General features: G+C 65.5%; 25 protein-coding genes. 4 read left to right on the forward strand and 21 right to left on the reverse strand.

Annotated elements, in window-relative coordinates:
* The 7 genes from JQ633_RS35475 to JQ633_RS33955 form a co-directional block, all read right to left on the reverse strand.
* On the reverse strand, positions 1-2,024 hold a 2,024-nt coding region (locus JQ633_RS35475), incomplete at its 3' end, for an autotransporter-associated beta strand repeat-containing protein (protein WP_283812850.1).
* Between the two features lie 48 nt (positions 2,025-2,072).
* A complete protein-coding gene (locus JQ633_RS33930; protein ID WP_283812851.1) occupies positions 2,073-5,690 on the reverse strand; it encodes an autotransporter domain-containing protein in 3,618 nt (1,205 codons plus the stop codon).
* A gap of 861 nt (positions 5,691-6,551) precedes the next feature.
* Entirely contained in the window at positions 6,552-6,962 is a 411-nt protein-coding gene (locus tag JQ633_RS33935; RefSeq protein WP_211990183.1) for a VOC family protein, read from the reverse strand.
* Between the two features lie 82 nt (positions 6,963-7,044).
* On the reverse strand, positions 7,045-7,581 hold the full coding sequence (locus tag JQ633_RS33940) for an SRPBCC family protein (RefSeq protein WP_211990184.1): 537 nt from the start codon (positions 7,579-7,581) through the stop codon (positions 7,045-7,047).
* 32 nt (positions 7,582-7,613) lie between these two features.
* Positions 7,614-8,024: a DoxX family protein gene (locus JQ633_RS33945; protein ID WP_211990185.1), complete on the reverse strand. Its 411-nt coding sequence runs from the start codon at positions 8,022-8,024 to the stop codon at positions 7,614-7,616.
* 194 nt (positions 8,025-8,218) lie between these two features.
* Positions 8,219-9,490: an RNA polymerase sigma factor gene (locus tag JQ633_RS33950; RefSeq protein ID WP_211990186.1), complete on the reverse strand. Its 1,272-nt coding sequence runs from the start codon at positions 9,488-9,490 to the stop codon at positions 8,219-8,221.
* A complete protein-coding gene (locus tag JQ633_RS33955) occupies positions 9,487-9,855 on the reverse strand; it encodes a YciI family protein (RefSeq protein ID WP_211990187.1) in 369 nt (122 codons plus the stop codon). The genes JQ633_RS33950 and JQ633_RS33955 overlap by 4 nt, the downstream gene beginning before the upstream one ends.
* A gap of 311 nt (positions 9,856-10,166) precedes the next feature.
* Between JQ633_RS33955 and JQ633_RS33960 the strand changes: the two genes are divergently transcribed.
* On the forward strand, positions 10,167-11,132 hold the full coding sequence (locus JQ633_RS33960) for a 2-hydroxyacid dehydrogenase (protein WP_211990188.1): 966 nt from the start codon (positions 10,167-10,169) through the stop codon (positions 11,130-11,132).
* Between the two features lie 135 nt (positions 11,133-11,267).
* Here the strand turns inward: JQ633_RS33960 and JQ633_RS33965 are convergent, their stop codons facing one another.
* The 4 genes from JQ633_RS33965 to JQ633_RS33980 all read right to left on the reverse strand — a co-directional run bounded on the left by JQ633_RS33965 (position 11,268) and on the right by JQ633_RS33980 (position 13,653).
* Positions 11,268-11,750, reverse strand: coding sequence for an SRPBCC family protein (locus tag JQ633_RS33965; RefSeq protein WP_211990189.1), 483 nt, complete (start codon positions 11,748-11,750; stop codon positions 11,268-11,270).
* Positions 11,743-12,159, reverse strand: a complete 417-nt coding sequence (locus JQ633_RS33970; protein WP_211990190.1) for an ArsR/SmtB family transcription factor — start codon at positions 12,157-12,159, stop codon at positions 11,743-11,745. Before JQ633_RS33970 ends, JQ633_RS33965 begins: the two co-directional genes overlap by 8 nt.
* Before the next feature lie 98 nt (positions 12,160-12,257).
* On the reverse strand, positions 12,258-12,905 hold the full coding sequence (locus JQ633_RS33975) for a dihydrofolate reductase family protein (RefSeq protein WP_211990191.1): 648 nt from the start codon (positions 12,903-12,905) through the stop codon (positions 12,258-12,260).
* Between the two features lie 88 nt (positions 12,906-12,993).
* On the reverse strand, positions 12,994-13,653 hold the full coding sequence (locus JQ633_RS33980; RefSeq protein WP_211990192.1) for a TetR/AcrR family transcriptional regulator: 660 nt from the start codon (positions 13,651-13,653) through the stop codon (positions 12,994-12,996).
* A 97-nt stretch (positions 13,654-13,750) separates the two neighbouring features.
* Between JQ633_RS33980 and JQ633_RS33985 the strand changes: the two genes are divergently transcribed.
* On the forward strand, positions 13,751-14,395 hold the full coding sequence (locus tag JQ633_RS33985; protein WP_211990193.1) for a glutathione binding-like protein: 645 nt from the start codon (positions 13,751-13,753) through the stop codon (positions 14,393-14,395).
* 246 nt (positions 14,396-14,641) lie between these two features.
* Here JQ633_RS33985 and JQ633_RS33990 read toward each other — a convergent pair whose 3' ends face one another.
* From JQ633_RS33990 to JQ633_RS34035, 10 genes are all read right to left on the reverse strand, one after another.
* Positions 14,642-15,109 carry a DUF1348 family protein gene (locus tag JQ633_RS33990; protein ID WP_211990194.1) on the reverse strand — a complete coding sequence of 156 codons (468 nt, stop codon included), beginning with the start codon at positions 15,107-15,109 and terminating at the stop codon, positions 14,642-14,644.
* Between the two features lie 114 nt (positions 15,110-15,223).
* A complete protein-coding gene (ybgC, locus tag JQ633_RS33995) occupies positions 15,224-15,673 on the reverse strand; it encodes a tol-pal system-associated acyl-CoA thioesterase (protein ID WP_211990195.1) in 450 nt (149 codons plus the stop codon).
* Complete coding sequence (locus JQ633_RS34000) at positions 15,670-15,969, reverse strand: type II toxin-antitoxin system RelE/ParE family toxin (RefSeq protein ID WP_249159862.1); 300 nt, start codon at positions 15,967-15,969, stop codon at positions 15,670-15,672. The genes ybgC and JQ633_RS34000 overlap by 4 nt, the downstream gene beginning before the upstream one ends.
* A gap of 3 nt (positions 15,970-15,972) precedes the next feature.
* Positions 15,973-16,188 (reverse strand): hypothetical protein, encoded by a 216-nt coding sequence (locus JQ633_RS34005; protein ID WP_211990196.1) that lies wholly within the window; start codon positions 16,186-16,188, stop codon positions 15,973-15,975.
* Positions 16,189-16,249: 61 nt separating this feature from the next.
* Entirely contained in the window at positions 16,250-17,167 is a 918-nt protein-coding gene (locus JQ633_RS34010; protein WP_211990197.1) for a metallophosphoesterase, read from the reverse strand.
* 252 nt (positions 17,168-17,419) lie between these two features.
* Positions 17,420-18,469 carry a Holliday junction branch migration DNA helicase RuvB gene (ruvB, locus tag JQ633_RS34015; protein WP_211990198.1) on the reverse strand — a complete coding sequence of 350 codons (1,050 nt, stop codon included), beginning with the start codon at positions 18,467-18,469 and terminating at the stop codon, positions 17,420-17,422.
* On the reverse strand, positions 18,466-18,930 hold the full coding sequence (locus tag JQ633_RS34020) for a hypothetical protein (protein WP_211990199.1): 465 nt from the start codon (positions 18,928-18,930) through the stop codon (positions 18,466-18,468). Before JQ633_RS34020 ends, ruvB begins: the two co-directional genes overlap by 4 nt.
* Positions 18,927-19,544: a Holliday junction branch migration protein RuvA gene (ruvA, locus tag JQ633_RS34025; RefSeq protein WP_211990200.1), complete on the reverse strand. Its 618-nt coding sequence runs from the start codon at positions 19,542-19,544 to the stop codon at positions 18,927-18,929. The genes JQ633_RS34020 and ruvA overlap by 4 nt, the downstream gene beginning before the upstream one ends.
* Positions 19,541-20,068, reverse strand: a complete 528-nt coding sequence (gene ruvC, locus JQ633_RS34030) for a crossover junction endodeoxyribonuclease RuvC (RefSeq protein WP_211990201.1) — start codon at positions 20,066-20,068, stop codon at positions 19,541-19,543. The genes ruvA and ruvC overlap by 4 nt, the downstream gene beginning before the upstream one ends.
* Positions 20,069-20,260: 192 nt before the next feature.
* Positions 20,261-21,007 (reverse strand): YebC/PmpR family DNA-binding transcriptional regulator, encoded by a 747-nt coding sequence (locus tag JQ633_RS34035; RefSeq protein ID WP_211990202.1) that lies wholly within the window; start codon positions 21,005-21,007, stop codon positions 20,261-20,263.
* A 213-nt stretch (positions 21,008-21,220) separates the two neighbouring features.
* On the opposite strand from JQ633_RS34035, the gene JQ633_RS34040 reads away from it, so the two are divergent.
* Both JQ633_RS34040 and JQ633_RS34045 read left to right on the forward strand, forming a co-directional pair.
* Positions 21,221-22,978, forward strand: a complete 1,758-nt coding sequence (locus tag JQ633_RS34040; protein WP_211990203.1) for a methyl-accepting chemotaxis protein — start codon at positions 21,221-21,223, stop codon at positions 22,976-22,978.
* Between the two features lie 198 nt (positions 22,979-23,176).
* Positions 23,177-24,601 carry a methyl-accepting chemotaxis protein gene (locus tag JQ633_RS34045; protein WP_211990204.1) on the forward strand — a complete coding sequence of 475 codons (1,425 nt, stop codon included), beginning with the start codon at positions 23,177-23,179 and terminating at the stop codon, positions 24,599-24,601.
* Positions 24,602-24,643: the final 42 nt, after the last annotated feature.

Genomic DNA, 24,643 nt, shown 5'->3' on the forward strand with positions numbered 1-24,643 from the left:
AGATATTGCGACTGCTCCGACAACACGCCGGCCGCGTTGGCGTGGATCGAGGCGTTGCTGAGGCTGGTGAAGGCGGCACGGGCCTGGGCTTCGCTGGCGCCGACCACCTTCTGCCACAACGGACTGCTCGTCGCCGTCGTCTCCAGCGCGTTGGCAATCGCCTTCGCGTTCGGTGTCGAGGCGAGGTCGGCGAAGCTCACCGCACTTCGCGACGTCGTCAGGTAACCGTTGAAGGCATCGGCGCTGAGCGTGAAGGCAATGAACGGAAAGTCCGCGATCGTGAGAGTCGGAGACGTCACCGTGAGACCACCTTGCGTCGTCAGCAACGTATAGGTCTTGCCAGGGATGACCGGCGATGCGGCCGTGTTGGTGTCGTGCGCGATCTCGAACACCGAGCTCTGGATATTCGCGGTGCCGACCACCTCGATGCGGTCGCTGGTCTGCCCGTTGATCTCGACATAATAGCGCGAGGTCGGCGCCATATCGAGATTGCCGCCAACCTGGATGGTGCCGATCGAATTGCCCGGCGAGACGGTGCCGCCGTTGAGGTTGACGTTGCCGAAATTGCCGTTGCCCGACAGCGTGCCGCCCTTGTTGACATTGACGACCGATGAGCTGGCCAGCGAGCCGTTCACGTTGAGCGTGCCGGCATTGATATTGGTCGCTCCGATGTAAGCCACGTTATTCGATAGCGACAGCTTGCCGGTCCCGTTCTTGGTCAGGCTGCCGGTCCCCGACATGAAGCCGGTATAAGCGCCGTCGAAGTTCTGGTCGAAGATGACGGCCGCATTGTTCACGATGATGCCGCGGAGACTGTTCGAGGTGCCCTGCAGGACGCCGGCGTTGACGGTGGTGCGGCCCGCATAGGCATTCGCCCCGGTCAGGATCAGCGTGCCCGCGCCGTTCTTGATGAGCGACCACTTGCCGGAGAAGTCGTCGCCACTCGCGCCCGCTTCGTCGGCGATGGTATCGCTCACGGTCCATGTCCGGCCGCCTTCAGGTGAGAAGCTGAGCGATCCGTCGCCCTGGAGAAAGATGCCCGCCCCGTAGCCCTGGCCGCGCTGGGCATTTCCTCCTCCTCCCGAGAGGCCGCCGGCCACGGAGTTTCCGGAGACGTTGATTACGCCGGCGGGATCGAGGTTCAGCGTTCCACCCTGCTGGACGAAGATCGCGCCGCCGAGACCGGCACCTCCGCCGCCGCCGATCCCGCCTTGGCCGCCGCCGAAGCCACCGCGCGCGCCCTGGCCGCCGGTCCCACGGCCGCCGCCGCCGCCGCCGTAGCCACCGCCGCCGGCAACGGTGCTTGCGGCGCCGCCGCCGCCACCGCCGAAGCCACCGCCCGATCCACCTCCGTCACCACCGCCGTTGGTGCCGCCGCCGCCATCGAAGAAGATGCCGCCGTTGCCGCCGTTGGCTCCGGTGGGCCAATAGCTGCCGCCGCCGCCGCTGGTTCTGAAGAGCTGGCCGCTGGCCACGGACGAGTAGCCGCCATCGCCGCCGCGCGCCACATTGTTCAGCAGGCCGACGTTGCGGACCGTGACATTGGCGCCGCGGCCGACAAAAATCGCCCCGCCGAGGCCGGCACCACCACCGCCGCCGCCGCCGGGCTCCGAACTGGAGCCCGAGACCGCAAAGCCGCCGGTGCCGCCCAGCGCCTTGGCATCGGCGATGGTGAGGTTTTCGATCGTGGTCGTCCCGGACTGCACGAACAGGCCGCGAAACTGGCCATTGCCGGAGAGTTTCAGGTTGGAGCCGTTGATCGTCACGTTGGCGGTCACGACAGGCAAATTCGCGCTGAGCGTAATGTCCTTGGCGAAGTTGATGACGTCGCCGTTCGTGGCCTTGCTGAGCGCGTTCCTTAGCGTCGCATCGCTGTCGACCAAATAGACTACGGCGGCTTTGGCAGGTAGGGCCGTCGACAGAATACCGGCCGCGAGCAGTGTTGTGGCCGCGAGGCGCGACCCGGACGTCGACAAACAGGTTTCGTTCAGCAGTCGCGCCGCAAAGCCTGCCCGCCTACGCATGTCCCCTCCCCACAATTCCGGTACCATCAATCGTCTTGGTTCGATCGCCTAGAACTTCCAGCTAAACTTGCCCTTCGCGCCGTGGTCCTGCACGTTGCCGGCGATCTGGCCGACATAGGAGATGCCGACCGTTGCGTTGCGGCTGATCGCAAGATCGACGCCGGCCTCCGCAAGCAGTGCATCGCGCGCGATCGGCACGCCGGACACAACAAAGCCGGTGCCGCTCGCCTGGAACGCCAGCGCGGTGCTCGCCGTCACATCGTTGAACGCATGCTGCCAGGAGGCAGAGACGCGCGGGATCAGGACCAGCTCGTTCCAGACCGGGACCAGGCTGGCGGCACGCACGCCGAGCGTCGAATAGCCGGTCTCGAACGTGGTGGCGCCGATGTTCAGCCCCGCCGCGGTCGCCCGCTCGGAGGCCGAGCCGGTTTCGAGACGCACCCAGGCCGCTCCCGCGAACGGCTCCAGCGCAACGCTGCCGAACGCAAAGCCGCGCCCGACCTCGCCGAACACCTGGCCGGTATGGCCGGTGTAGGTCGCGGTGGTGCGATCGAAGAAGCCCGGGAATGCAATGCTGCGCGTAGTATTGATGTTGTGCCAGGACAACGCGCCGCCGCCGCGCAGGTTGAAGCCGCCGGCTGCCACGCCGCCATAGGCCGCTACATGACCTGTCTCGACATTGGCGCTGCCGCGGGCATCGACGTTGTCGCGCGAGGAGGTGTAGCCCGCCGCAATGCCGGCGCGGCCGCTGCTGCCGATGCGCGTATCGACGCCATTCATGTAGCCGGCGAGATCGCGCCTGAGGGTAGCCGCGTTGCCGTCGCCGTCGAACCTGCCCGACCCGCCAAAGCCTTCGGCCCAGAACACGATGTCGCGGCCCGGCGTCGGCACAGCGAGCGGCGCCTTCGCCGGCAGCGGCGCCTTGTCGTAGGCGAGCGCATGGTCGAGCTCGCCATCCGCAAACGCGGTCTGTGGACCGACGAACGAGAGCGCCGTCATGGCGACGTCGCTGCCGTAGGAGGCCTGCCGCAATCGTCCGAGCACGCTGTTGCGCACATAGCGGCTCTCGTCCACCAGCACGCCGGCGGTCGATGCATAGACTTCGCCGGACAGCTGGTCGAGTGCCGCAGGAAGCTGCGCGCTCGACAGTCCGAACAGTGCCGAGATCGCCGGCAGGCCCGCGTTGAACGCCGTATCGTGAGCCCCCGCCAGCGCGTTCTGATTTCGTGTGCCGGTGAACGCCGAACCGACCTGCGACTTGAGCGCCAGCAGCACGTCATTCGGCGTGTAGGAGAGGCTCGCGCTGAGACTTGGCGGCAACCCTGTCACCGCGTCGAACGTGCCGGAGCGCCCGCCCGCGGCCGACAGGATCGTATAGCTGCTCGAGATGGGGACCCCGCTTCCGGGCGTGAACGACACCTGCGCGGTGCCGGCAAGCGTCGCGCTGCCCGTCACATTGGTGCGGTCGGCTGCGCTCGGTGACGCCTCGACCCGATACACGCTGCCCGACCCGAACGCCAGATTGCCGTTGACCGTGATGGTGCCGATCGAATTGCCGGGCGACAGCGTGCCGCCGTTGATCGTGGTCGAAGGCAGCACGCCGCTGCCGCCGATCATCGCACCCGCATTCACCGTCAAGCTCTGCGACGAAGCGATCGAACCGTTCACGATCAGCCCGCCGCCTTCGACCGTGGTCGCGCCCGTATAGGTGCTGGCGCCGGAAAGCGTCTGCGTGCCGGTTCCGATTTTCGTCAGGAGAAGGGTGCCGAAGCGTCCATCCTCGAGCGTGCCTGAGAAGCTCGTCGATGTGTTGTCACTGCCGATCTTGAGGACATTGGAAGTGAAACCACCATTGATCACGACACCGCCGGCACCGGCCACATCGGCCAGCGAACCGATGGTGGCGTTTCGTCCAAACAGGTTGAACCTCGCGCCGTTGGCAATGCGGAACGCCGACGTGCTCGTTGCCAGCGCATTCTCGCCAAGCAATATCAGGCTCGCGCCGGATTCAAGCGTGGTCGCGCCCGTATAGGTCGCTGCACCGCCGAAAATGGTAACCCCACCTCGGAGAACCAGCGAGCCGGTACCGGTGATCGTTCCCTCCACGCTGATCGAGCCGTCAAGGACGGCGCCGCCGGCGCCCAGGACGAAGTCGTTATGAAGGACTTCAGCATTCGTGGCATTGCGCAGCGTGCCGCCGTCGATCGTCACGGTGCCGCGGCCGATCGCGTCGACGGTGTTGCCGCTGCTGTGCGCGAGCACGAGTGTGCCCTCGGTAATCGCGGTACCGCCGGTGTAGGTGTTGGCGCCCGAAAGCGTGAGAACGCCCGGGTGGTTCTTGATGAGGACGCCAGTGCCGGACATGTTGCCGGCATAGGTGCCGTTGTCCACCAGGTCGAAGATGACGATGGAATTGTTGGTGATATGCCCTCCAAGGCTCAGGGCGTTGCCCAGCAGTGCGCCCTCCGAGACGATTGTGCCGCCGGAGTAGGAGTTGACGCCGGTGAGCGTGAGCGTGCCGAGCCCGATCTTGGTGAGGGAGCCGGTGCCGGTCATGTTGCCGGCATAGGTGCCGCCGAACTGGAACACGACCGATGCGTCGTTGCGGATATTGCCCTGCAGCGAGGTGGCGGTTCCCTGAAGGACGCCGGCGTTGACGATGGTGCCGCCGGAATAGGTGTTCGCGCCGCCGAGGATGGTGGTGCCGGCACCGTTCTTGACGAGAGACCAACTCCCGGTCGTGCCGCCCGAGCCGGCCACATCCGCGATGGCGTCGCTGATGACCCATGTCTGGCCAGCGGCCGGGGCGACGTTGAGCGCCCCGCTGCCATGAAGGAAAATACCTGACCCTATGCCCTGGCCGGTAGAGGGACCGGAATTCGGGTCGCATCCTTCTGGGCAGCCACCGCCGGCGACGGCATTTCCGCTAATGCGGAGCGAGCCGCCGAAATTGAGAGAGCCGCCCTGCTGGACGAAGATCGCGCCACCGAGACCGGCGCCACCTCCCCCGTCGGCCAAGCCGCCGAGGCCTCCGAAGGTACCGCCCGTTCCCCCGCCAAAACCGCCACCTCCGGCGACCTCGGAATGGCTGCCGCCGCCACCGCCGCCAAAGCCGCCGGCCCCGCCGTTTCCGGATCCGCCGCCGCCACCGCCACCACCAAAGTCACCGTTGCTGCCGGTAAAGCCACCGTCACCACCGCCGCCTCTGCCTCCCCCACCATTGCCAATGCCGGCGTTGCCGCCGTTGGCTTCGATGGGCCAATAGCCGCCGCCACCACCACTCGCGCAAGTGAAGGTGTTGCAGCCGGAGTTTCGAAATCCGCCCTCGCCGCCGCGCGCCTGATTGTCCTGCATGGTGACGTTGGTCACCATCACATTGGCCCCGGTGGCAATGAACAGCGCCCCACCTAGCCCGGCGCCACCACCGCCACCGCCTCCGCCATTCGCGCTGCCCCCGGTGCCGCCCTGGGCCAGGGCATTGGTGATGGTGAGATCGTTGATCTTGACGTTCCCGGACTCCACGAAGAGGCCGCGATACTGGTTGTTGCCTGACAGGGTAAAGTTGGCGCCGTTGATGGCTATGCTGTTCTGTATGGTCGGCAGGTTGGTGGTCAACGTGATGTTGGCACCGAACGTGATGCTGTCCTTGTCCTGCGCGATGTTCATGACATTCGCGAGCTGCGCCGCGTTGAAGACCTCAAAGTCGGTGGCACTTGCCGGGAGCGTACCCGCAGCGAGGACAACGGCGGTCGCGAAGCCCGAGGCTGGTCTCGATCGGCAGATCCCCGCAAGCCGCCGTGTCGTCCAACCAGCCCGTGTCACAGCAGATGCTCCGCGATGCATGTCGCGCCCTCCATCGCCCTCGCTCGCCTGGAACCTTGCCGGTTCTCTTTGACCGCGCCCGAAGTGCCGGAATGCTTCCCAGCAACATCGAGCAACTGAAGTAACGTCGAGCAAAACTTTGCGCGCGACAAGCGGTCGTGCCGAATCTCATCACACAATCGCCGCAAGTGTGTCCGCGACACCACGCACGCTGGCGTAAGAACGCAAAGTTCCCGAAGGATTTGAGCCGCAGCCGATCAGAATGATGTCGCAGAACCGGTTGTGCGCGGCCGTGCGCTCAACTCACGCCGGTGCACCTTGCACGCGCGCGAGCGGGGCAGGCTTGAGTTGTTCGGACAAGTTGCACGCGCCGCGCGAGCGCATGGCGCACGTTCGCGGCGATCGATCGGCAGCAGTAGCGCTTCGTAGGGTGGGGAAAGCGAGCGTGCCCACTATCACACGCACGGAGCAAGAAAGGTGGGCACGCTTCGCTTTGCCCACGCTACGCTATCTCGCAGCAATCTATCCGCGCTGCCGGTGAGGCCCATTTGACGGCGCCGTAGCCCGGATGGAGCGCAGCGCAATCCGGGGCGGACTCTCCGCGGAGAATGTGATCCCGGATTTCGCTGCGCTTCATCCGGGCTACGAAGCCGAGCAAGTAAGGTGGGCAAGGCTATGCGCGCCTTTGCCCACCCGTTGGCAGCCCTACATCTGCGGCGGGCAGTTCACCATCCAGGGGATGCCGAACTGATCGACGCACATGCCGAAGCCGTTGGAGAAGAAGGTCTTGCCGAACGGCATGGTGACGGTGCCGCCTTCGGAGAGCGCCTTGAAGCGGCGCTCGGCATCGGTGGGATCCTCGACCTGCAGCGCGACGGAGAAGCCCTGCGGCTTCTGGAAATGGCCGGGAGGCGCATCGGAGGCCATGATGATCTCGCCGTCGATCGAGAGCCGGGCGTGCATGATCTTGTCCTTCCATCCGGGCGGCGTCTGCATCTCCGGATTGCCCTCACCATAGGGGAAGGTCTCCTCGATCTGCGCGCCGAGGACCTTCTGGTAGAACTTCAGCGCGGCGTCGCAATTGCCGTCGAAGGAGAGATAGGGGTTGACCTGCATCGCGTGCTCCTTGCGTAATACTTTTGTCTGACGCGTTTTCCTGACGCGAACCGGTGTCCACTTCGCTCGAAAACGCTACGCTCTATTTTTCAGTCAGCTTCTTCAGATTGGCGAGACCGACCTCGAAATCCCTGCCGATCATGTGATCCAGGTTCATGAACACCTGCATCACCTTCGACATGAAGACGGCCGGACCATACATGGCCCATGTGACGGTGGTCGCATCCCCCTGCGGCAGCATTGTGAACTCGGCGGTGTTGTGGCCTTCGAACGGCTTGAAGAAGTCGAGCTTGATCACGATCTTCGACGGCGCCTGCGTCTCCAGGATCTCCATCCGGCCGGCGCCGACATTCTTGTTGCCGTCCCAGGCATAGACCGCACCCTGGCCGCGCTCGGCGCCGTCATAGCTGCGCTTCATCGCGGGATCCCGGTTCTCGTAGGGCGACCATGCGACCCACTGATGGAAATCGTTGACCAGCGAATAGATCCGCTCCGCCGGCGCCTTGATGCTGGCGGTGCGCGTGACCCGCAGCGTGTCCGGCTTCATCGCCGCGAGGATGAGGATCGCGGCAATCGCGATCGCGAGGATGACGGCGATGATGACAATTGTCTCGAACATGACGGGTCTCCTTAAATGGGTTCAACAATAGCTCAGCGGCGGAAGGGAAGCAGCGTGCGCAGGGTGCCGTCGCGCAGGTACAGCCCGCCCCACAGCAGGAGGCCGAGATAGAGCCCGAACAGCGAGTGCGTGAACAGCGGGCTGTCGACCCGCACATGCGTTGCGATCGCGCCGCCGAGATAGCCGGTGAGCAGGATCGCGCCGAGGATCGAGGTCGGCGGCACCGAATACAACAGCGTGCAGACGATGGTGATGATGCCGAGGCTGCGCGCCATTGCATCGCTCGAACCCCAGCCCATCTTGTCCATGGTCTCGGTGACGACAGTCAGCGGCAGCAGCTTCATCGCGCCGTCGAACAGCAGGAACAGGACGACGACGCCACTCATGACGCTGCCGATGATGCGGGAGGGCTTTCCGACTTCGGTATCGACGATGATCGCCATGACTGGCTCCGTAAGATTTGGTGATGCTCTGCCATCAAGACGAACGAAGGCATCCGGGACCGACAAGGGCGGTGAAGATTTTTTCGGGAGCGTTTGATGAGAGACACGTCCCGCAAGGGGGGAGAGTTGGGGAGAGGGGCGTCACTCGGGAAGATTTTCAGCCGGCATTCGACCAGCGCACGAGAACGCGCGCCCTACTTCGCCTTGACGCTGCGCTGCTGGCTGTCGCGCATCAGGCGGTCGATGTGCATGCGGATGTGGGCGGCTTCGGCGGTGGTGTTGGCGAGCGCGATGGCGCGGTCGAAGGCGACGCGGGCCTCCTCGTTGCGGCCGAGCTGCATCAGGAAGGCGCCGCGCACGCCGAAATAATGGAAGTAGTTGGCGAGCCGCGGCGCCAAGGGCTCGATCAGCTCGAGCGCGGCTTCGGCGCCCCGCACCTTGGAAACCGCTACCGCGCGATTCAGCGTCACCACCGGCGACGGCTGCATGACCTCGAGCGCGCCATAGAGCAGATCGATCTGCGCCCAGTCGGTATCCTCGGGCTTTTCGGCGCGGGCGTGCAGCGCGGCAATCGCCGCCTGCACCTGGTATGGCCCGCTGCGGCGGTGACGCATCGCCTTGTCGATCAGCGCCAGCCCTTCGGAGATCAGCTTCTGATTCCACAGTCCGCGGTCCTGATCCTCGAGCAGGATCACCTGGCCGTCGGCATCGAACCGCGCCGCGGCGCGGGCGTGCTGCACCAGCAGCAGCGCGGTGAGGCCCATGATCTCCGGCTCGCTCTGGAACAGCCGCAGCAACAGGCGTGCGAGGCGGATCGCCTCCTCGCACAGCGGCGAGCGGATCTCGGCGGTATCGCCGCTCGCCGAATAGCCCTCGTTGAAGATCAGGTAGATCATGGCGGCGACCGAGGCGAGCCGCTCGCTGCGCTCGATCGCGCCCGGCGTCTCGAACGCCACCTTGGCGTCGGCGACGCGCGCCTTGGCCCGCGTGATGCGCTGCTCCATCGCCGCCTCCGACACCAGGAAGGCGCGCGCGATCTGCTTCACCGACAGGCCGGAGACGATGCGCAGCGCCAGCGCGATCTGCTGCGTCGCCGGCAGGTCCTTGTGGCAGCAGATGAACAGCAGCCGCAGGATGTCGTCGCGGTAGTGCGAGCCGTCGAGCCGCTCGGCGATCTCGTCCTCGGCGTCATCGAGGTCGGAGATCGCCTGGTCGTCCTCGGGCAGCGGCTGCTGCCGCTTGTTGCGGCGGACCTCGTCGATCGCGACGTTGCGGCCGACCATGATCAGCCACGCCGCAGGGTCGCGGGGCGGGCCGTTCTGCGGCCAGCTCTTCAGCGCCCGCAGGCAGGCGTTCTGGAACGCTTCCTCGGCGGTATCGAGGTTGCGGAAGTAGCGCAGCAGGGCGCCGACCGCCTGGGGACGCGCGGAGGTCAGCGCGGCATCGATCCAGGCGGAATCGGTCACGATTGCTCTCCCACCCGGTTGTAGTAGGCGACCGGGCGAATTTCGTAGGTGCCGCCGGGATTGGCCTTGCCGAGATCGCGCGCGACGTCGAGCGCGTCGTCGAGGTTCTTGCAGTCGACGAGGTAGAAGCCGAGCAGCTGTTCCTTGGTCTCGGCATAGGGGCCGTCCAGCACCAGCGGCGGGTCGTCCTTGCGGAGCGTGGTGGCGGCGGTGGTCGGCAGCAGTCGCGCCACCGGGCCGAGCCGGCCCTGCCTGGCAAGCTCCGTCTGCACCACGAGCAGCTTTTGCATGACGTCCGCGTCGTGTTCCTTGGTCCAGGAACCGACCTGATCTTCGTCGTGATAGCAGAGGATGGCGTACATCATCGGAAAGGCATCTCCGTTCATTTCCAAGAACGAACGATTATGCCCGCCGCCGACAGGGGTCGAAAGAAATTTTGCGAACGGATTCCGAAGGCGCCGCAAGTTCGCACGCCGGTTCGCGTGACGAGATTGCGTCAACGATTTTGCAACTTCATGCGGGCTCGCGATGGGCGGCATGCGTGACCGCCGAAGCGTGGACGAAAGCTGCGATCAGAACCAGTTTGCGCATGGAAGTTCTCTGCTGTTGATGGCAGGAAACCGGGGATGGTCACTGGGTTATGTGACATACATCACATTGGAGCGGAGGTATCCGGATGGGTAAAGGCACGCTTGCGGTGCTGGTGAACAGTGCTTCGCAGAACTGGTTGCCGTCGCGCTGGAAGGCGCGGTTCGAGGCTGAATGCCCCGACCGCCGCGTGGTGCTGCTGCCGGACGGAGCGCTCGATCCGGCCGAGGTGCACTATGCCGCGGTGTGGAAGCCGAATCCCGGCGAGCTCGCCGCGTTCAGGAACCTGCGCGTCATCTTCAACCTCGGCGCCGGCGTCGACGCGCTGATGGCCGACCGCTCGCTGCCCGACGTGCCGCTGGTGCGGGTCGCGGTCGGCGATCTCACCGACCGGATGACCGAATATGTCGTGCTGCATGTGCTGATGCATCACCGGCAGGAGCTTTATCTGCGCGAGTCGCAACGCGTGAAGCGCTGGGAGCCGAAATACCAGTGGGCGGCGGGCGCCCTCACCGTCGGCATCATGGGGCTCGGCACGCTGGGCGCCGCCTCGGCGCACGCGCTCCGCGCGCTCGGCTTCCGCGTGGTCGGCTGGAGCCGCAGCGAAAAGCAGATCGACGGCATCGCCTGCTTCCACGGCGCCGACGGGCTGGATGCGTTCCTGCGCCGGAGCAACATCCTGGTCTGCCTGCTGCCGCTGACGCCGGACACGCGGCATGTCCTGAACCGCGACGTATTTGCAAAGCTGAACCGCGACAGCCCGCTCGGCGCGCCCGTGATCATCAATGCCGGCCGCGGCGGGCTGCAGAACGAGCCCGACATCCTGCGCGCGCTCGACGACGGCACGCTGGGTGCGGCCTCGCTCGACGTCTACGAGACCGAGCCGCTGCCGCAGGACAGCCCGTTCTGGAGCCACCCGAAAGTGGTGCTGACGCCGCACAACGCCGCCGACACCGACGCCGACGCGATCTCGAAATACGTCGCGGCGCAGATCACGCGCTTCGAGGCCGGCGGCGCGTTGGAGAATATGGTGGACCGGACGCGGGGGTATTGACGTCAACGCGTAGCCCGGATGCAGCGCAGCGAAATCCGGGGCCACCCTATCCTCGGCGAGACTGTTCCCGGATTTCGCTCCGCTGCATCCGGGCTACGGTTCAGTGCTGCATTTCTCGTCGCGCCCGGCCGCCCGTTAACCCATTGTCGCGACGACGTCGGCCAGCCGGTCGTAGGCCGGCTCGACGCCCTTTTCGATGCCGGAATTGAGGTGACCGTCGCGCGCCTCCTTGTTGGGGTGCTCGATGATCGTCGTCAATTTGGTCTTGCCGCCGCCCATCTCCGTGAAGATCGACGTCACCTGGTATTCCTCGCTGGTGAAGCCGGGCATGGAGATGGTTTCGCCGAATACGACGTATTCCGGACGCACCACTTCGCGATAGGTCCCGGTCAACACGTGCTCGATCCCGTCGGACGAGCGGAACACGAAGCGATAGGCGCCGCCGACGCGCAAATCGATCTCGCAGACCGGCATCGTCATCGCGCCGCAGCCGAGCCAGCGGACCACGAATTCCGGTTTGGTCATCGCATCGAACACCAGATGCCGGGGCGCGTCGAACTCCCGCGTCATCGCGATCTCCAGATCCGACGGGGTGGTGATCTTCAGTTTGCTATCCACGCGTGCGTCCACCTTGCTTCTCCTTTTTTACCCTGACCTTACGTTTGCTCCGCGGCGGGGCCTTGGTGTTAGCCTTGGCCGCCTCGTCCGCCTTCATCTCCTCGAGCAGGCCGTCGAGGCGGTTGAAGCTCTCGTCCCAGAAGCGACGGAAGTTTCCGAGCCAGCCGTCGACCTCCTTGAAGGCGACCGGCGCGATCCGGCACGGCCGCCACTGCGCCTCACGGCCACGCGAGATCAGTCCGGCATGCTCCAGCACCTTCAGGTGCTTCGAGATCGCCGGCAGGCTCATGTCGAACGGCGCGGCCAGTTCCATCACCGAGGTCTCGCCGAGCGCGAGCCGCGCCAGGATCGCCCGTCGGGTCGGATCAGCGAGCGCCGCAAACGTCGAGCTCAGGGGATCGGGCTGCATTCGTACTTTCCGTATCGGTTAAATAACCTATAGGTTAAATACGGCCGGATCGAGCGCGCGTCAACCTCCGATTTTCGGCGGTGACGCGGCGCGACTGATTACGATTTGCGCGTGAAGGTGAGATGCGTGGCGTGGGGGCTCGCGACATGCGCGGCGACGGCATAGCCGAGGCGCGGCAGATCGAGCCCGGCGAACAGGTTCTCGCCGGCGCCGAGCAGCACCGGGGACTGCGCCAGATGCAGTTCGTCGAGCAATCCCGCCTGCAGGAATTGCCGCACCACCGACACGCCGCCGCCGACCCGGATGTCCTTGCCCTGCGCGACCTCGCGCGCCCGGCGCAGCGCCGCTTCGATGCCGTCGGTCACGAAGTGGAACGTGGTGCCGCCCTGCATCTCGAGGTCCGGTCGCGCGTGATGGGTCAGCACGAACACCGGCGTGTGGTACGGCGGAACCTCACCCCACCAGCCCTTCCAGGAATGATCCGGCCACGGGCCGCGGATCGGACCGAACATGTTTCGCCCGAGGATCCAGGCGCCGACATTGTCCATCGACTTGCGGGCGAACTCGTCGTCGAGACCGGTGCCGCCGCCTTCCTGGCCGAACATTTCACGAAAGGTCCGCGTGCCGAGGTACCAGGCCGGCAGCGCCATGCCGCCCTCGCCGAATGGATTTTCGAGGCTCTGGTTCGGAGCGGCGCCAAAACCGTCGATCGAGACCGTGAATGCCGAAGTCCTGACTTTTCCCATGATGTTCCGTTTCCGTGAATGAAGGCAGTCTACGGAAGACGGTCGGAAAAGTCAGATGCCGACATTTGCCGCCGCGGAAATTCCGCGGCTATTTCGGCCCGCACATCACGTCGATGGCGCCCTGCACGATCGCCTCGAGTTCCTTGCGCGGCACGCGGGCGCGGGCGCGGATCGCGATGGTGTGGACGGTGGCGGAGGCGAGATGCGCCAGCGCGGTTGCGTCGGCTGCCTCAGGCAGCTCACCGCGCTCCTTGGCAAGGCGGAAGCAATACGCGAACGCCTTGTCGAGCCCGACGAGGCCCTCCAGCACCATGCTGCGGATATCCGGATCCGAGACCGCTTCCGACGCCGCGGTCATCACCGTGAAGCAGCCGCGCGGGCCGCTCTCGCCCGACAGATAGATGTCGAGCGCGATCTTGTAGATGCGCTCGAGCCGCTGCCGCAGCGGCGCCTCGGCGCCGAAGATGTCGACCATCGCGGCACGCGCCTCGTCGCGATAGCGCTGGTAGCTCTTGATGTAGAGCGCGCGCTTGTCGCCGAACGCGCCATAAAGGCTCGGCCGGTTCATGCCGGTGGCGGCAGAGAGATCGTCGAGCGAGGTCGCCGCAAAGCCGTCGCGCCGGAACAGATCGAGCGCCTTGCCGAGCGCGACATCGGGCTCGTAGGCGCGCGGCCGCCCACGCCGCTTCGGCGCGACCGGCGCGTCGATTTTGGCAGCAGTTGGCGGCTTCTTACTTTTTTGTACCATTTCGCATTAAATCCCTTGACCCAACCCATATTATGCAAGACAGTACAAAAATCAATATCGGCCGGAACACCGCGCCAGCACCCCAAGGAGGCAACTGATGGACCTGTATTTCTCGCCGCTCGCCTGCTCGATGGCGACCCGCGTCGCGCTTTATGAAGCGAACCAGCCGGCCAACTATCTCGAGGTCGATCCGAGGACCAAGGAAGTGCGGAACGACGGCTCCGACTTCACCATGGTCAACCCGATCGGCCTCGTGCCGACGCTGCGCACCGACGAGGGCGTGGTGCTGACCGAGAACGCCGCGATCCTGCAATATGTCGCCGACCAGTTTCCGCGCGCCGGCATCGGCACCAGCTCGAATGTCGAACGCTCGCAGCTGCATCAATGGCTGTGCTTCATCGGCACCGAACTGCACAAGGGCCTGTTCCTGCCGCTGCTCGACAAGAAGGCGCCGCCGGAGGCAAAGACCTACGCGCTTGAGAAATATGTCTCGCGGCTCGACTATCTCGAGAACCATTTGAAGGGCCGCGACTATCTGCTCGATCATTTCAGCGTCGCCGACGCCTATCTCGTCACCGTCATCAACTGGACCATGGCGACGCCGCCGATCGAACTGGCGAAATGGCCGGCGCTGAAGGCGTATTACGAGCGGCTACGCACCCGGCCCTCGGTCGCCAAGGCGATCGCGGAGGAGTTCGAACTCTACAAGGCCGAGCTCGCGCGCCACAAGGCGGCGGCGTAAGGCAGGCTCTCACCACGTGTCGTCCCGGCGCAGGCCGGGACCCATACGCCGCGGCCTCTCGATTTTGGGCGGTTTGAGTTGATACTTCCCGCACCAACCCGCAGCAGTGGTTATGGGTCCCGGCCTTCGCCAGGACGACGCAGGAGCGCGTAGCCCGGATGGAGCGCAGCGAAATCCGGGGCCGCTCTGTCCGCTGAAAGACCGCCCCGGATTTCGCTTCGCTGCATCCGGGCTACAAAGCGCCGATCAGAACGGCTCTTTGCCCAATCCCGGGACATCGGCCGGCCGCGGGCCGGGGGCCGGCCAGTGGAAGCGGCGGTCCTTTTCCGCGATCGCGATGTCGTTGATCGAGGCCTCGCGGCGGCGCATCAGGCCGTGCTCGTCGAATTCCCACTGCTCGTTGCCGTAGGAGCGGAACCAGTTGCCGGCGGCGTCGTGCCATTCGTACTGGAAGCGCACCGCGATGCGGTTCTCGTCGAACGCCCAGAGATCCTTGATCAGGCGGTACTCGAGCTCCTTTTCCCATTTGCGGGTCAGGAACGCCTCGATGGCGGCACGGCCCTGAAAGACCTCGGAGCGGTTGCGCCAGCGGCTGTCCTCGGTATAGGCGAGCGCGACCCGGGCCGGATCGCGCGAATTCCAGGCATCCTCCGCCATGCGCGCCTTCTGCGCGGCGGTTTCGCGGGTGAATGGCGGCAGCGGCGGACGTGACATGGCGATTCCCTCGCGGTTGTTGGTCAGGCAAAGTGCGAAGCGGTTTTCTGCTTTGGGCGCAAATCTATCGTCGCGCGGCGCAGAGTCGATAGGCGGTTTGCTATCGGCCGATAGCTAGACCAGATCGGCCTTCATCAGCGCGCGGATCGCCTTCGGGATCGGCTGCGCGCGGCCGCCGCTGATGAAGGCGACGCGCACCTCGGCCTTGACCAGCACGTCGTCGCGCCGCCGCACCTCCTGCGCCAGCGTGATCGAGGCGCCCTTCACCGCGACCGGCCAGGTCACGATGTCGAGCAGATCGTCCATCCGCGCCGGCTTGAGGAAGTCGAGCGTCATCGAGCGCACCACGAAGGCGAAGCCCCCGGTCTCCTCCTGCGCCTCCTCGAACAGCGCCTGCTGCTCGGCGCCCATCAGGCGCAGATGATTGGTGCGCCCGCGCTCCATGAAGCGCAGGTAATTGGCGTGATAGACGATGCCGGAGAAGTCCGTGTCCTCGTAATAGACGCGGACCTGCATGTGGTGGCGGCCGTCGCGAATCTCGCCGTCGAGAATGGGTGAGGTCATTTGGAAAATTCTCGCTCGATATCCCTGCGGCCGTCGAGAACGCGAACGATCACGATCCGATCCGTTTCAACCAGATAGAATGCAATGTGGCCGTCAATCAACAGCCCGCGTAACGAAGGCCACAGCTCACTTCTGTCCGAGCCAAGAAGGGGAAATTCGCGCAATTCGCCAAAACGCTTGGACAGACGAACAAGCATCCGATCCGCCGCCGCGGGACTACGCTCGGCGAGATAGGAATGAATATCGAGGATGTCGGATCGCGCCCGAAGAGAAACAACGACCTGCAGGCCGCCCATCGCCTAGCGCCGAACTTGCGTGCGCGTCTGTTTGAGGAATTCTTCCAAATCCCACGGAACGACCCGGCCGGCATCAACATCAGCCATGCCCTCGGCAATCGCATCCTTGAGCGCGCGAAATTTCTTCGCCTGAGACAGCAGGTAGTCGGCCGCCTGCTCCTGCAGGTCCTCAGGCAGCAACTCCAATGCTTCCACGGCCTTTTCGACGGCTGAACTCATACGCGTAAATATAGCACGCCGGCATCCAAATAGACAGCCGTCCGCAACTTTAGCTGGACGGTCAGGCTACCGTCGGCCCCTTGCCGCCCAGCGTCACCTGGACGATCTCGGGCGGCACTCCGAGGCGGAACGGCATGATGCTGCAGCCGAGGCCGCCGGAGACCACGACGTCGCATTTCAGCTTGAGATGGCCGTAGGCGAGCCGCATGCCGTGCTTGACCGGCACCGCGGGCGACCAGCCGAGCAGCCGGACCTGGCCGCCATGGGTATGGCCGGACAGCTGCAGCGCGACGCGCGAGGGCACGCGCAGCGCGACGTCAGGCTCGTGCGCGAGCAGGATCACCGGCGCATCGTCGGTGACCTTGGCAAGAGTTGCGTTGAGGTCGTCGACACCGACGCGTTCGACCGGACGATAACGGCGGGCGGCAAGATAAGCGAGCTGGTCGCCGAGGCCGGCGAGCCAGAACGGGCGGCCGTCCTTGACCAGCCGCACCGCGTCGTTCTCGTAGACGGGAATGCCGGCCCGCTCCAGTGCACGGCGGGCGACTGGCACGCCGCGTCCGAGGCGCTGCACGGTCTTGTCTTCCCAATAATCGTGATTGCCGAGCACGGCATGGACGCCGAGCGGCGCCTTCAGGCCCTTGAGCACGGCGGCCCATTCGGAGGCCGGAATGAAGCGCGTGACGTGGCGCAGCCCCGCGACATAGTCGCCGAGCAGCACGATGATGTCGGCATCGAGCGCGTTGGTACGCTCGACGATCTTCTCGATGCGCCCGAGCGACATCCAGGGATCGCAGGCATGGATGTCGGCGAGTGCGGCGATCTTGAGCGGAAAATCCGCCGGCCATTGCCGCGGCGACAGGTCGTAGCGCGTCAGCGCGAGGCGGACGACCGGCTCGCTGACGCCATAGGCCGCGGTCGAGGCGGTGGCGGCGGTCAGCCCGCCGACGGTGCGAAAAAACTGGCGACGTGAAATCATGGACGTGTGATCGGTGATGCCTGAAGCGCGATGCGCTTCATCTTCCTGCGCATGATCTCGTCGGAAAACCGCTTCGCACTTTCCGGATCATGCTGCCTCCATGATAGGCCTTCGGATTGGAGCGGAATTGCGCCGCGTTTGTGCAGAACGCCTGCAGACATTTTGCAATGGTTAGCGGGCAAGGTTACCGGCAGCGCCGTGCGCTGCGTCAACGCCTCTCTTCACGACTTCGTTAGACGATCTCGTTGCGCGTCAGTCGTCGTCGCCATTGCCGCCGAACAGGCCGAACTGCGCGGGATCGCGGTTCGGCTCGGCGAGGCCGAGATGGCGGAAGGCGTGCGATGTGAGCAGCCGGCCGCGCGGCGTGCGCTGCAGATAGCCGCACTGGATCAGATAGGGCTCGATGATGTCCTCGATCGCATCGCGCGGCTCCGACAGCGCCGCCGCCATGGTCTCGACGCCGACCGGGCCACCGCCGTAGTTCAGCGCGATCGTCGTCAGATAGCGGCGGTCCATCGCATCGAGCCCGGCGCTGTCGACCTCGAGCGCGCTCAGCGCGCGGTCGGCGATGCCGCGGTCGACGGAATCGGCATCGGCCGCGGAGGCGAAGTCGCGCACGCGGCGCAGCAAGCGGCCGGCAATACGCGGCGTGCCGCGGGCGCGGCGCGCTATCTCGTTGGCGCCGTCGGGTGACATCCCGATGTTGAGCACGCGGGCGCCGCGGGTGACGATCTTCTCCAGCTCCTCCTCGGTGTAGAAGTTGAGCCGGATCGGAATGCCGAAGCGGTCACGCAGAGGATTGGTCAGGAGGCCTGCGCGCGTGGTGGCGCCGACCAGCGTGAATTTCGCCAGGTCGATCTTCACCGAGCGTGCGGCGGGACCTTCACCGATGATCAGGTCGAGCTGAAAATCCTCCATCGCGGGATAGAGCACCTCCTCCACCGCGGGGCTGAGGCGATGAATCTCGTCGATGAACAGCACGTCGCGCTCTTCGAGATTGGTCAGCAGCGCCGCGAGGTCGCCGGCCTTCGCAATCACCGGTCCCGAGGTGGCGCGAAAGCCGACGCCGAGCTCGCGCGCGACGATCTGCGCCAACGTGGTCTTGCCGAGGCCGGGCGGGCCGACGAACAGCACGTGGTCGAGCGCCTCGCCGCGCTTTTTCGCCGCCTCGATGAAGATCGACAGATTCTTGCGCGCCTGCGCCTGGCCGACGAACTCCGACAGCGACTGCGGGCGCAGCGCAGTGTCGCCGACGTCATCCGTGCGGCGTTCAGGGGTGACGATGCGGGAGGGTGTGTTCATAGCGAGTAGCCGCCGAACCGGTTGCTGATCGATCGTGACAATTGAACTCCCACGAAAAGCACCAGACTCGCGGGCATCAGGACAGGAACCTCAGCAAACTCGGCCAATCCGGATATCAAGACGCCACTCATTAGCATCGATAGCGCCGCAACAATAAGAACATTCCACCAGACAACGGCGCCGCAAATTTCACTGATCGACGCAACGAGCGTCGCTACCAAGATTGCAGGCATCGACCAAATTTGGAGGCCCATCAAAGCAGCATCAACCGTATCGCGTTGAACCGAGAAACATCGCGATGCGGGGCTGAGCAGGCACCATGAGGCGGACAAGCCGAAGACAACCAAGACCCCCGTGATCAGGACACCACAGAAGATAACAACCAGGCCGAATGCCCACCTGGTCAGCGACCAACTTCTCGAATTTGTCGCGCCTCCGTGAACACGCGGATCTGCACTCACTTCGACAATTCCTTCAGGCCCAGCCGGATCAGGTGCGCCGTCTCCGCCTTCTCACCGGCACTGCGCGAGGCCGCGGCGATGGCGGCGGCGGCCTGCGGTTGGCCGTAGCCGAGATTGACCAGCGCGGAGATCGCATCCGTCACCGGACGCGGCGCGCGGTTGTTGTCGAGCGCGCCGGAGAGATGCACCACCGCCGGATCGACATCGGCAAAGCCAGGGGCCTTGTCCTTCAGCTCGCTGACGATGCGCTCGGCGACCTTCGGCCCGACCCCCGGCGTGCGCGCCACCGCCGCCTTGTCGCGTAGCGCGATGGCGTTGGCGAGGTCGGTCGGCGGCAGCGTGCCGAGCACCGCGAGCGCGACCTTGGCGCCGACGCCCTGCACGGTCTGCAGCAGGCGAAACCATTCACGCTCAAGATCCGAGCGGAAGCCGAACAGTTTGATCTGGTCCTCGCGGACATAGGTCTCGATCGACAGCACCGCGGCCTCGCCCGGCGACGGCAACGCCTGCAGCGTCCGGCTGGCGCAATGCACCTGATAGCCGACCCCGCCGACATCGAGGATCACGTAATCCTCGCCGTAGGAATCGATCAGCCCCTTCAGCTTGCCGATCATAAGCTCGCCACCTTCAACCGTAGCGCTGTGCTCTGGCGGTGATGGGCGTGGGTGATCGCGACGGCGAGCGCGTCGGCGGCGTCGGCGGAGGGCGGCTCGGCTTTCGGCAGCAGGATCTTCAGCATCACCTGGATCTGGTTCTTCTCGGCATGGCCGGCGCCGACCACGGTCTTCTTGACCTGGTTCGGCGCGTATTCGGCAACCGAGATGCCAAACATTGCGGGCGCCAGCATGGCGACGCCGCGGGCCTGACCGAGTTTCAAGGTGGCGACGCCGTCCTTGTTGACGAAGGTCTGCTCCACCGCGGCTTCCACCGGGCGGTAATCGCCGAGCACCGCTGCGAGGCCCTCATGGATCGCGAGCAGGCGGCTCGCCAGCGGCAGGTTGTCCGGCGGCTCGACCGATCCGCAGCCGATATAGACGAGACGGTTGCCCTCGGTCTCGATCACACCCCAGCCGGTGCGGCGGAGGCCGGGATCGATACCGATGATGCGGACGGGAGAGCGAATCGGCTGGGCTGTCATGGGCTAGTGATACCGCCTGCCCCGCGAGAACGAAACACAAACGGGGCGTCATCCCCTGCCCCGGCTCTGACGCGCTCGCAGCCCGCGGATCCAGTACGCTGCGGCTTTGCCGGATCAACGTGGGTCTCTGGGATACTGGATCGCCCGGTCGAGCCGGGCGATGACAGCGGAGTTTGAGGTGCGAGTGCGCCCTTAACCGCCCATCTTCGCGATCAGGGCGTCGGACACCTCGAAATTGGCGAATACGTTCTGCACGTCGTCGTGTTCGTTGAGCAGGTCCATCAGCTTCAACAGCTTTTCGCCGGTCTCGTCGTCGACCGAGACGGTGTTCTGCGGCTTCCAGGTCAGCGCCGCCTTGCGCGGCTCGCCGAACTTCGCCTCCAACGCCTTGGCGACGTCGCGGAAGGTATCCTGCGAAGCGTAGACCTCATGGCCGGCTTCGCTGGAGGCCACGTCGTCGGCGCCGGCCTCGATCGCGGCGTCCAGCATGGCGTCGTCGGAGGCGACGCTGTGCTCGTATTCGATGATGCCGGTGCGGTCGAACATGAAGGCGACCGAACCGGTTTCGCCGAGATTGCCGCCCGATTTGGTGAAGAAGGAGCGGATGTCGGAGGCGGCGCGGTTGCGGTTGTCGGTCAGCGCCTCGACGATGACGGCGACGCCGCCGGGACCGTAGCCCTCGTAGCGGATCTCGTCATAGTTCTCGCCCTCACCGCCGATCGCCTTCTTGATGGCGCGGTCGATATTGTCCTTCGGCATGTTTTCCGCGCGGGCCGCGACCACGGCGGCGCGCAGGCGCGGGTTCATCGCCGGGTCCGGGGTGCCCAGCTTGGCCGCAACGGTGATTTCGCGGGCCAGCTTGCCGAAAAGCTTCGACTTCTGGGCATCCTGCCGACCCTTGCGGTGCATGATGTTCTTGAACTGGGAATGGCCGGCCATGCGTCGTCTCTTCGAAGCTCAGGTCTGAACGGGGATGGAAAACGCGGCCTTATAGGCCTGCCACCAGCCAAAATCAAAGCATCGGCGGGCTTTCCGTCCCGACCATACTACCGCATGCCGGAATATGAGGCACCTGTTAACCATGACTTCATGCCCGGCTGAGATGATCCGCCCGGTCCCGCCGCAACTTTCCCAGAGCCCCCAGAGCAATCCATGGCGTTCGGTTTGTTTCGAAAGCAAATGCCGGAGCCGGCTGCGCCCGCCGTCGCGGCACAGGTTCCGACCGCTGCGGCGCCCGCGATGCCCGCGTCGGCCGAGATAGATTCGGCGCGGGAAATCCTGGAACTGCTGGAACTCGAACTCGGCGGCATGATTCGCCAGCTCGAACGCGCCGCGGGCTCGGTCGCCGACGGCGCCGAGGCGACGGCCTCGACGCTCGCGACCATCCGCGCCCGCACCGACGCCTTGAGCGGCCGCAGCGGCGAAGCACAGAGCACCGCCACCACCTTCTCGGAAGCCGCCGACCGCTTCACCCATTCCGCCGACGGCATCGGCCAGCAGGTGCGCAACGCCTCCAGGCTGGCCGACGACGCCGCGGCCGCGGCCCGCGAGGCCACCGCCAATGTCGACCGCCTGCGCGAATCTTCGGCCGCGATCGGCAATGTCGTCAACCTGATCGCGCAGATCGCGCGGCAGACCACCCTGCTCGCGCTCAACTCGACCATCGAGGCCGCGCGCGCCGGCGCCGCCGGCAAGGGCTTTGCGGTGGTCGCAACCGAGGTCAAGGCACTCGCCGTGCAGACGCAGAGCGCGACCGAGGAGATCACCAAGAAGATCGAGGCGCTGCAGAAGGATGCCACCGGCTCGGCAGACGCCGTGCACCGCATCTCGGAAGCGATCGAGGCGATCCGTCCGGTGTTCGAGAACGTCAACGGCGCGGTCGCCGAGCAGAACCAGATCACCGGCGAGATCGGCCACAACGCGGCCTCCGCCTCCAGCTTCATCGTCTCGGTCGGCACCAGCGCCGGCGAAATAGATTCTGCGACGCGCGAAGCGGAATCGCATGGCGACAGCGTCGCCACCGCCGGCAAGGCCGTCACCGCCTTCGCGCAGAAGCTGAAGGCGCGCTGCGCGGTGCTGCTGCGCCAAGGCGAGCGCGGCGATCCGCGCAAGGACGAGCGCCTGCCCTGCAGCCTGACAATCGAGATCACCACCGCGCGCGGCGTCGTCACCGCGCCGATCTACGAGATCGCGATGGACGGCGTCCTGATCGGCGGGCCCGACGCCGACAAGCTGCCGGCGAATGAAAGCCTGAGCGCGACCCTGCAGGACATCGGCGCCTGCCGGATCAGGATCGGCGACCGCGACAAGACCGGCGCGCGGGCTCGCTTCGAGGCCGCCAACGCGGCGCTGCGCGACAAGATCGAAGACGCGATGTGGGCGATCCACGAGGAGACCGCCGAACTGGTCACCCGCGCGATGGAAGCAGGTCACGTCCTGACCAAGATCTTCGAGGACGGGCTGACCAGCGGCGCGGTCACGCTCGAGGACCTGTTCGACACCGACTATGTCGAGATATCAGGCACCAATCCGGTGCAGTACCGCACCAGGATGCTGGATTGGGCGGATCGCGCACTGCCCGCAGTGCTGGAAGCATCCCTCGCCAGGGACAAGCGGATGGCGTTCTGCGCAACGGTCGATCAGAACGGCTATCTGCCGGTCCACAACAAGATCTATTCGCATCCGCAGCGGCCGGGCGACGTCGCCTACAACACCGCCAACTGCCGCAATCGCCGCATCTTCAACGACACCGCGGGGCTCGCCGCCGCCCGCAACCAGCGCGCCTATCTGATCCAGAGCTACGCGCGCGACATGGGCAACGGCAACACCGTCATGATGCGCGAGATCGACGTGCCGATCCGCGTGCGCGGCCGGCATTGGGGCGGGTTCCGTAGCGCATACAAGCTTTGAAGTTTCATAGCCCGGATGCAGCGCAGCGTAATCCGGGACCGGCGTATCAAGAGGCGAGAACCCCGGATTTCGCTGCGCTGCAGCCGGGTGACGCAGTTCGCGCTCAGGCAAGACCGACAGAGCGAATCACGCTTTAGATTTTGGAATGGGAATGCCGTGACGGGTCGACGCGCGGCGCGGACAAAAGGATTTGCGTAGATGTCGGTCGTGCAGCTTGCAGTTCTGGATACCTCATCCAACCGGACGCTGGCCGAACGTCTGGTCGACCAGCTCGCCGACCGCATCGGCGGCCTTGGCGTCGAGCTTGCCGACATCGCGGGCAACGTCCAGGAGGTCGCGAACCGCGTCACCAACCAGTCGGAGCGGTTCCACCATCTGCAGCAGACGGCGGAGACCATGGTCTCGGCCAATCACGACATCGCCAACGCCTCGCAGGCCGTGCAGTCGACCGCATCAGCCGCGGTCGGCCAGATCGCCGAGTCGCGCCACGCGGTCGAGACCGCAGTCAGCCACATCTCCGAGCTGGTCGCCGCGGTGGCACGGATCGAAAGCCGGCTGGCCGCGGTCGGCTCCGCGCTGAGCCAGGTCGCAAAGGTCTCCGGCTCGATCGAGGCGATCGCCAAGCAGACCAATCTCTTGGCGCTCAACGCCACGATCGAGGCCGCGCGCGCCGGCACCGCCGGCCGCGGCTTTGCCGTCGTCGCGAGCGAGGTGAAGAGCCTTGCCGAGGCGACCCGCCAGGCGACGCATCAGATCTCCGACACCGTGCGCGATCTCGACGGCCAGATCGGCAGCCTGATCGGCGAGAGCAGCGACGCCTCGCTGCGCGCCAAGAGCGCCGGCGAAGGCGCGCAGCAGATCTCCGGCATCATCATGCGCGTGCAGGAGGGATTTTCCTCGGTCGGCGCCGAGATCGGCAGCGTCGCGCGCGCCGCCACCTCCAATCTCGGCCATTGCGACACCGTGATCGCGGAGCTGAACGAGCTCGCCAAGGGCGTCGATCTGTCCTCACGCGATCTCAAGAACGCCGACGAACGGGTGGCGAAGCTGCTCGAGACCTCCGAGAGCCTGATCGCGCTGATCGCCGACAGCGGCGTCGAGACGACGGATGCGCCGCTGATCCGCGTCGTGGTCGACACCGCAAAGCAGATCACCGAACTGTTCGAGACGGCGATCGCGCGCGGCGAGATCACGCTTGCCCAGCTGATGGACGAGAAGTATCGCGAGATCGCGGGCAGCGATCCGAAGCAGTATCTGACCGACTACGTCACCTTCACCGACCGCGTGCTGCCCGCGATCCAGGACCCGATCCAGAAGAGCGACCCGCGCATCGTGTTCTGCGTCGCCTGGGCCAAGGGCGGCTATCTGCCGACGCACAATCCGAACTACCGGCAGCCGCAGGGACCAGACCCGGTCTGGAACAACGCCAATTGCCGCAACCGCCGCCTGTTCAGCGACCGCGCGGTGAAGAAGGTCGCGGCCAACACCAAGCCGTTCCTGCTGCAGACCTATCGCCGCGACATGGGCGGCGGCAATTTCGTGCTGATGAAGGACGCATCAGCGCCGATCTTCGTGCAGGGCAAGCACTGGGGCGCCTTCCGGATGGGATTTCGGCAGTCGTAAATCCGTAGCCCGGATGAAGCGAAGCGCAATCCGGGATTCTTG

Source organism: Bradyrhizobium tropiciagri, assembly GCF_018130505.1.
Lineage (GTDB): Bacteria > Pseudomonadota > Alphaproteobacteria > Rhizobiales > Xanthobacteraceae > Bradyrhizobium > Bradyrhizobium tropiciagri_B.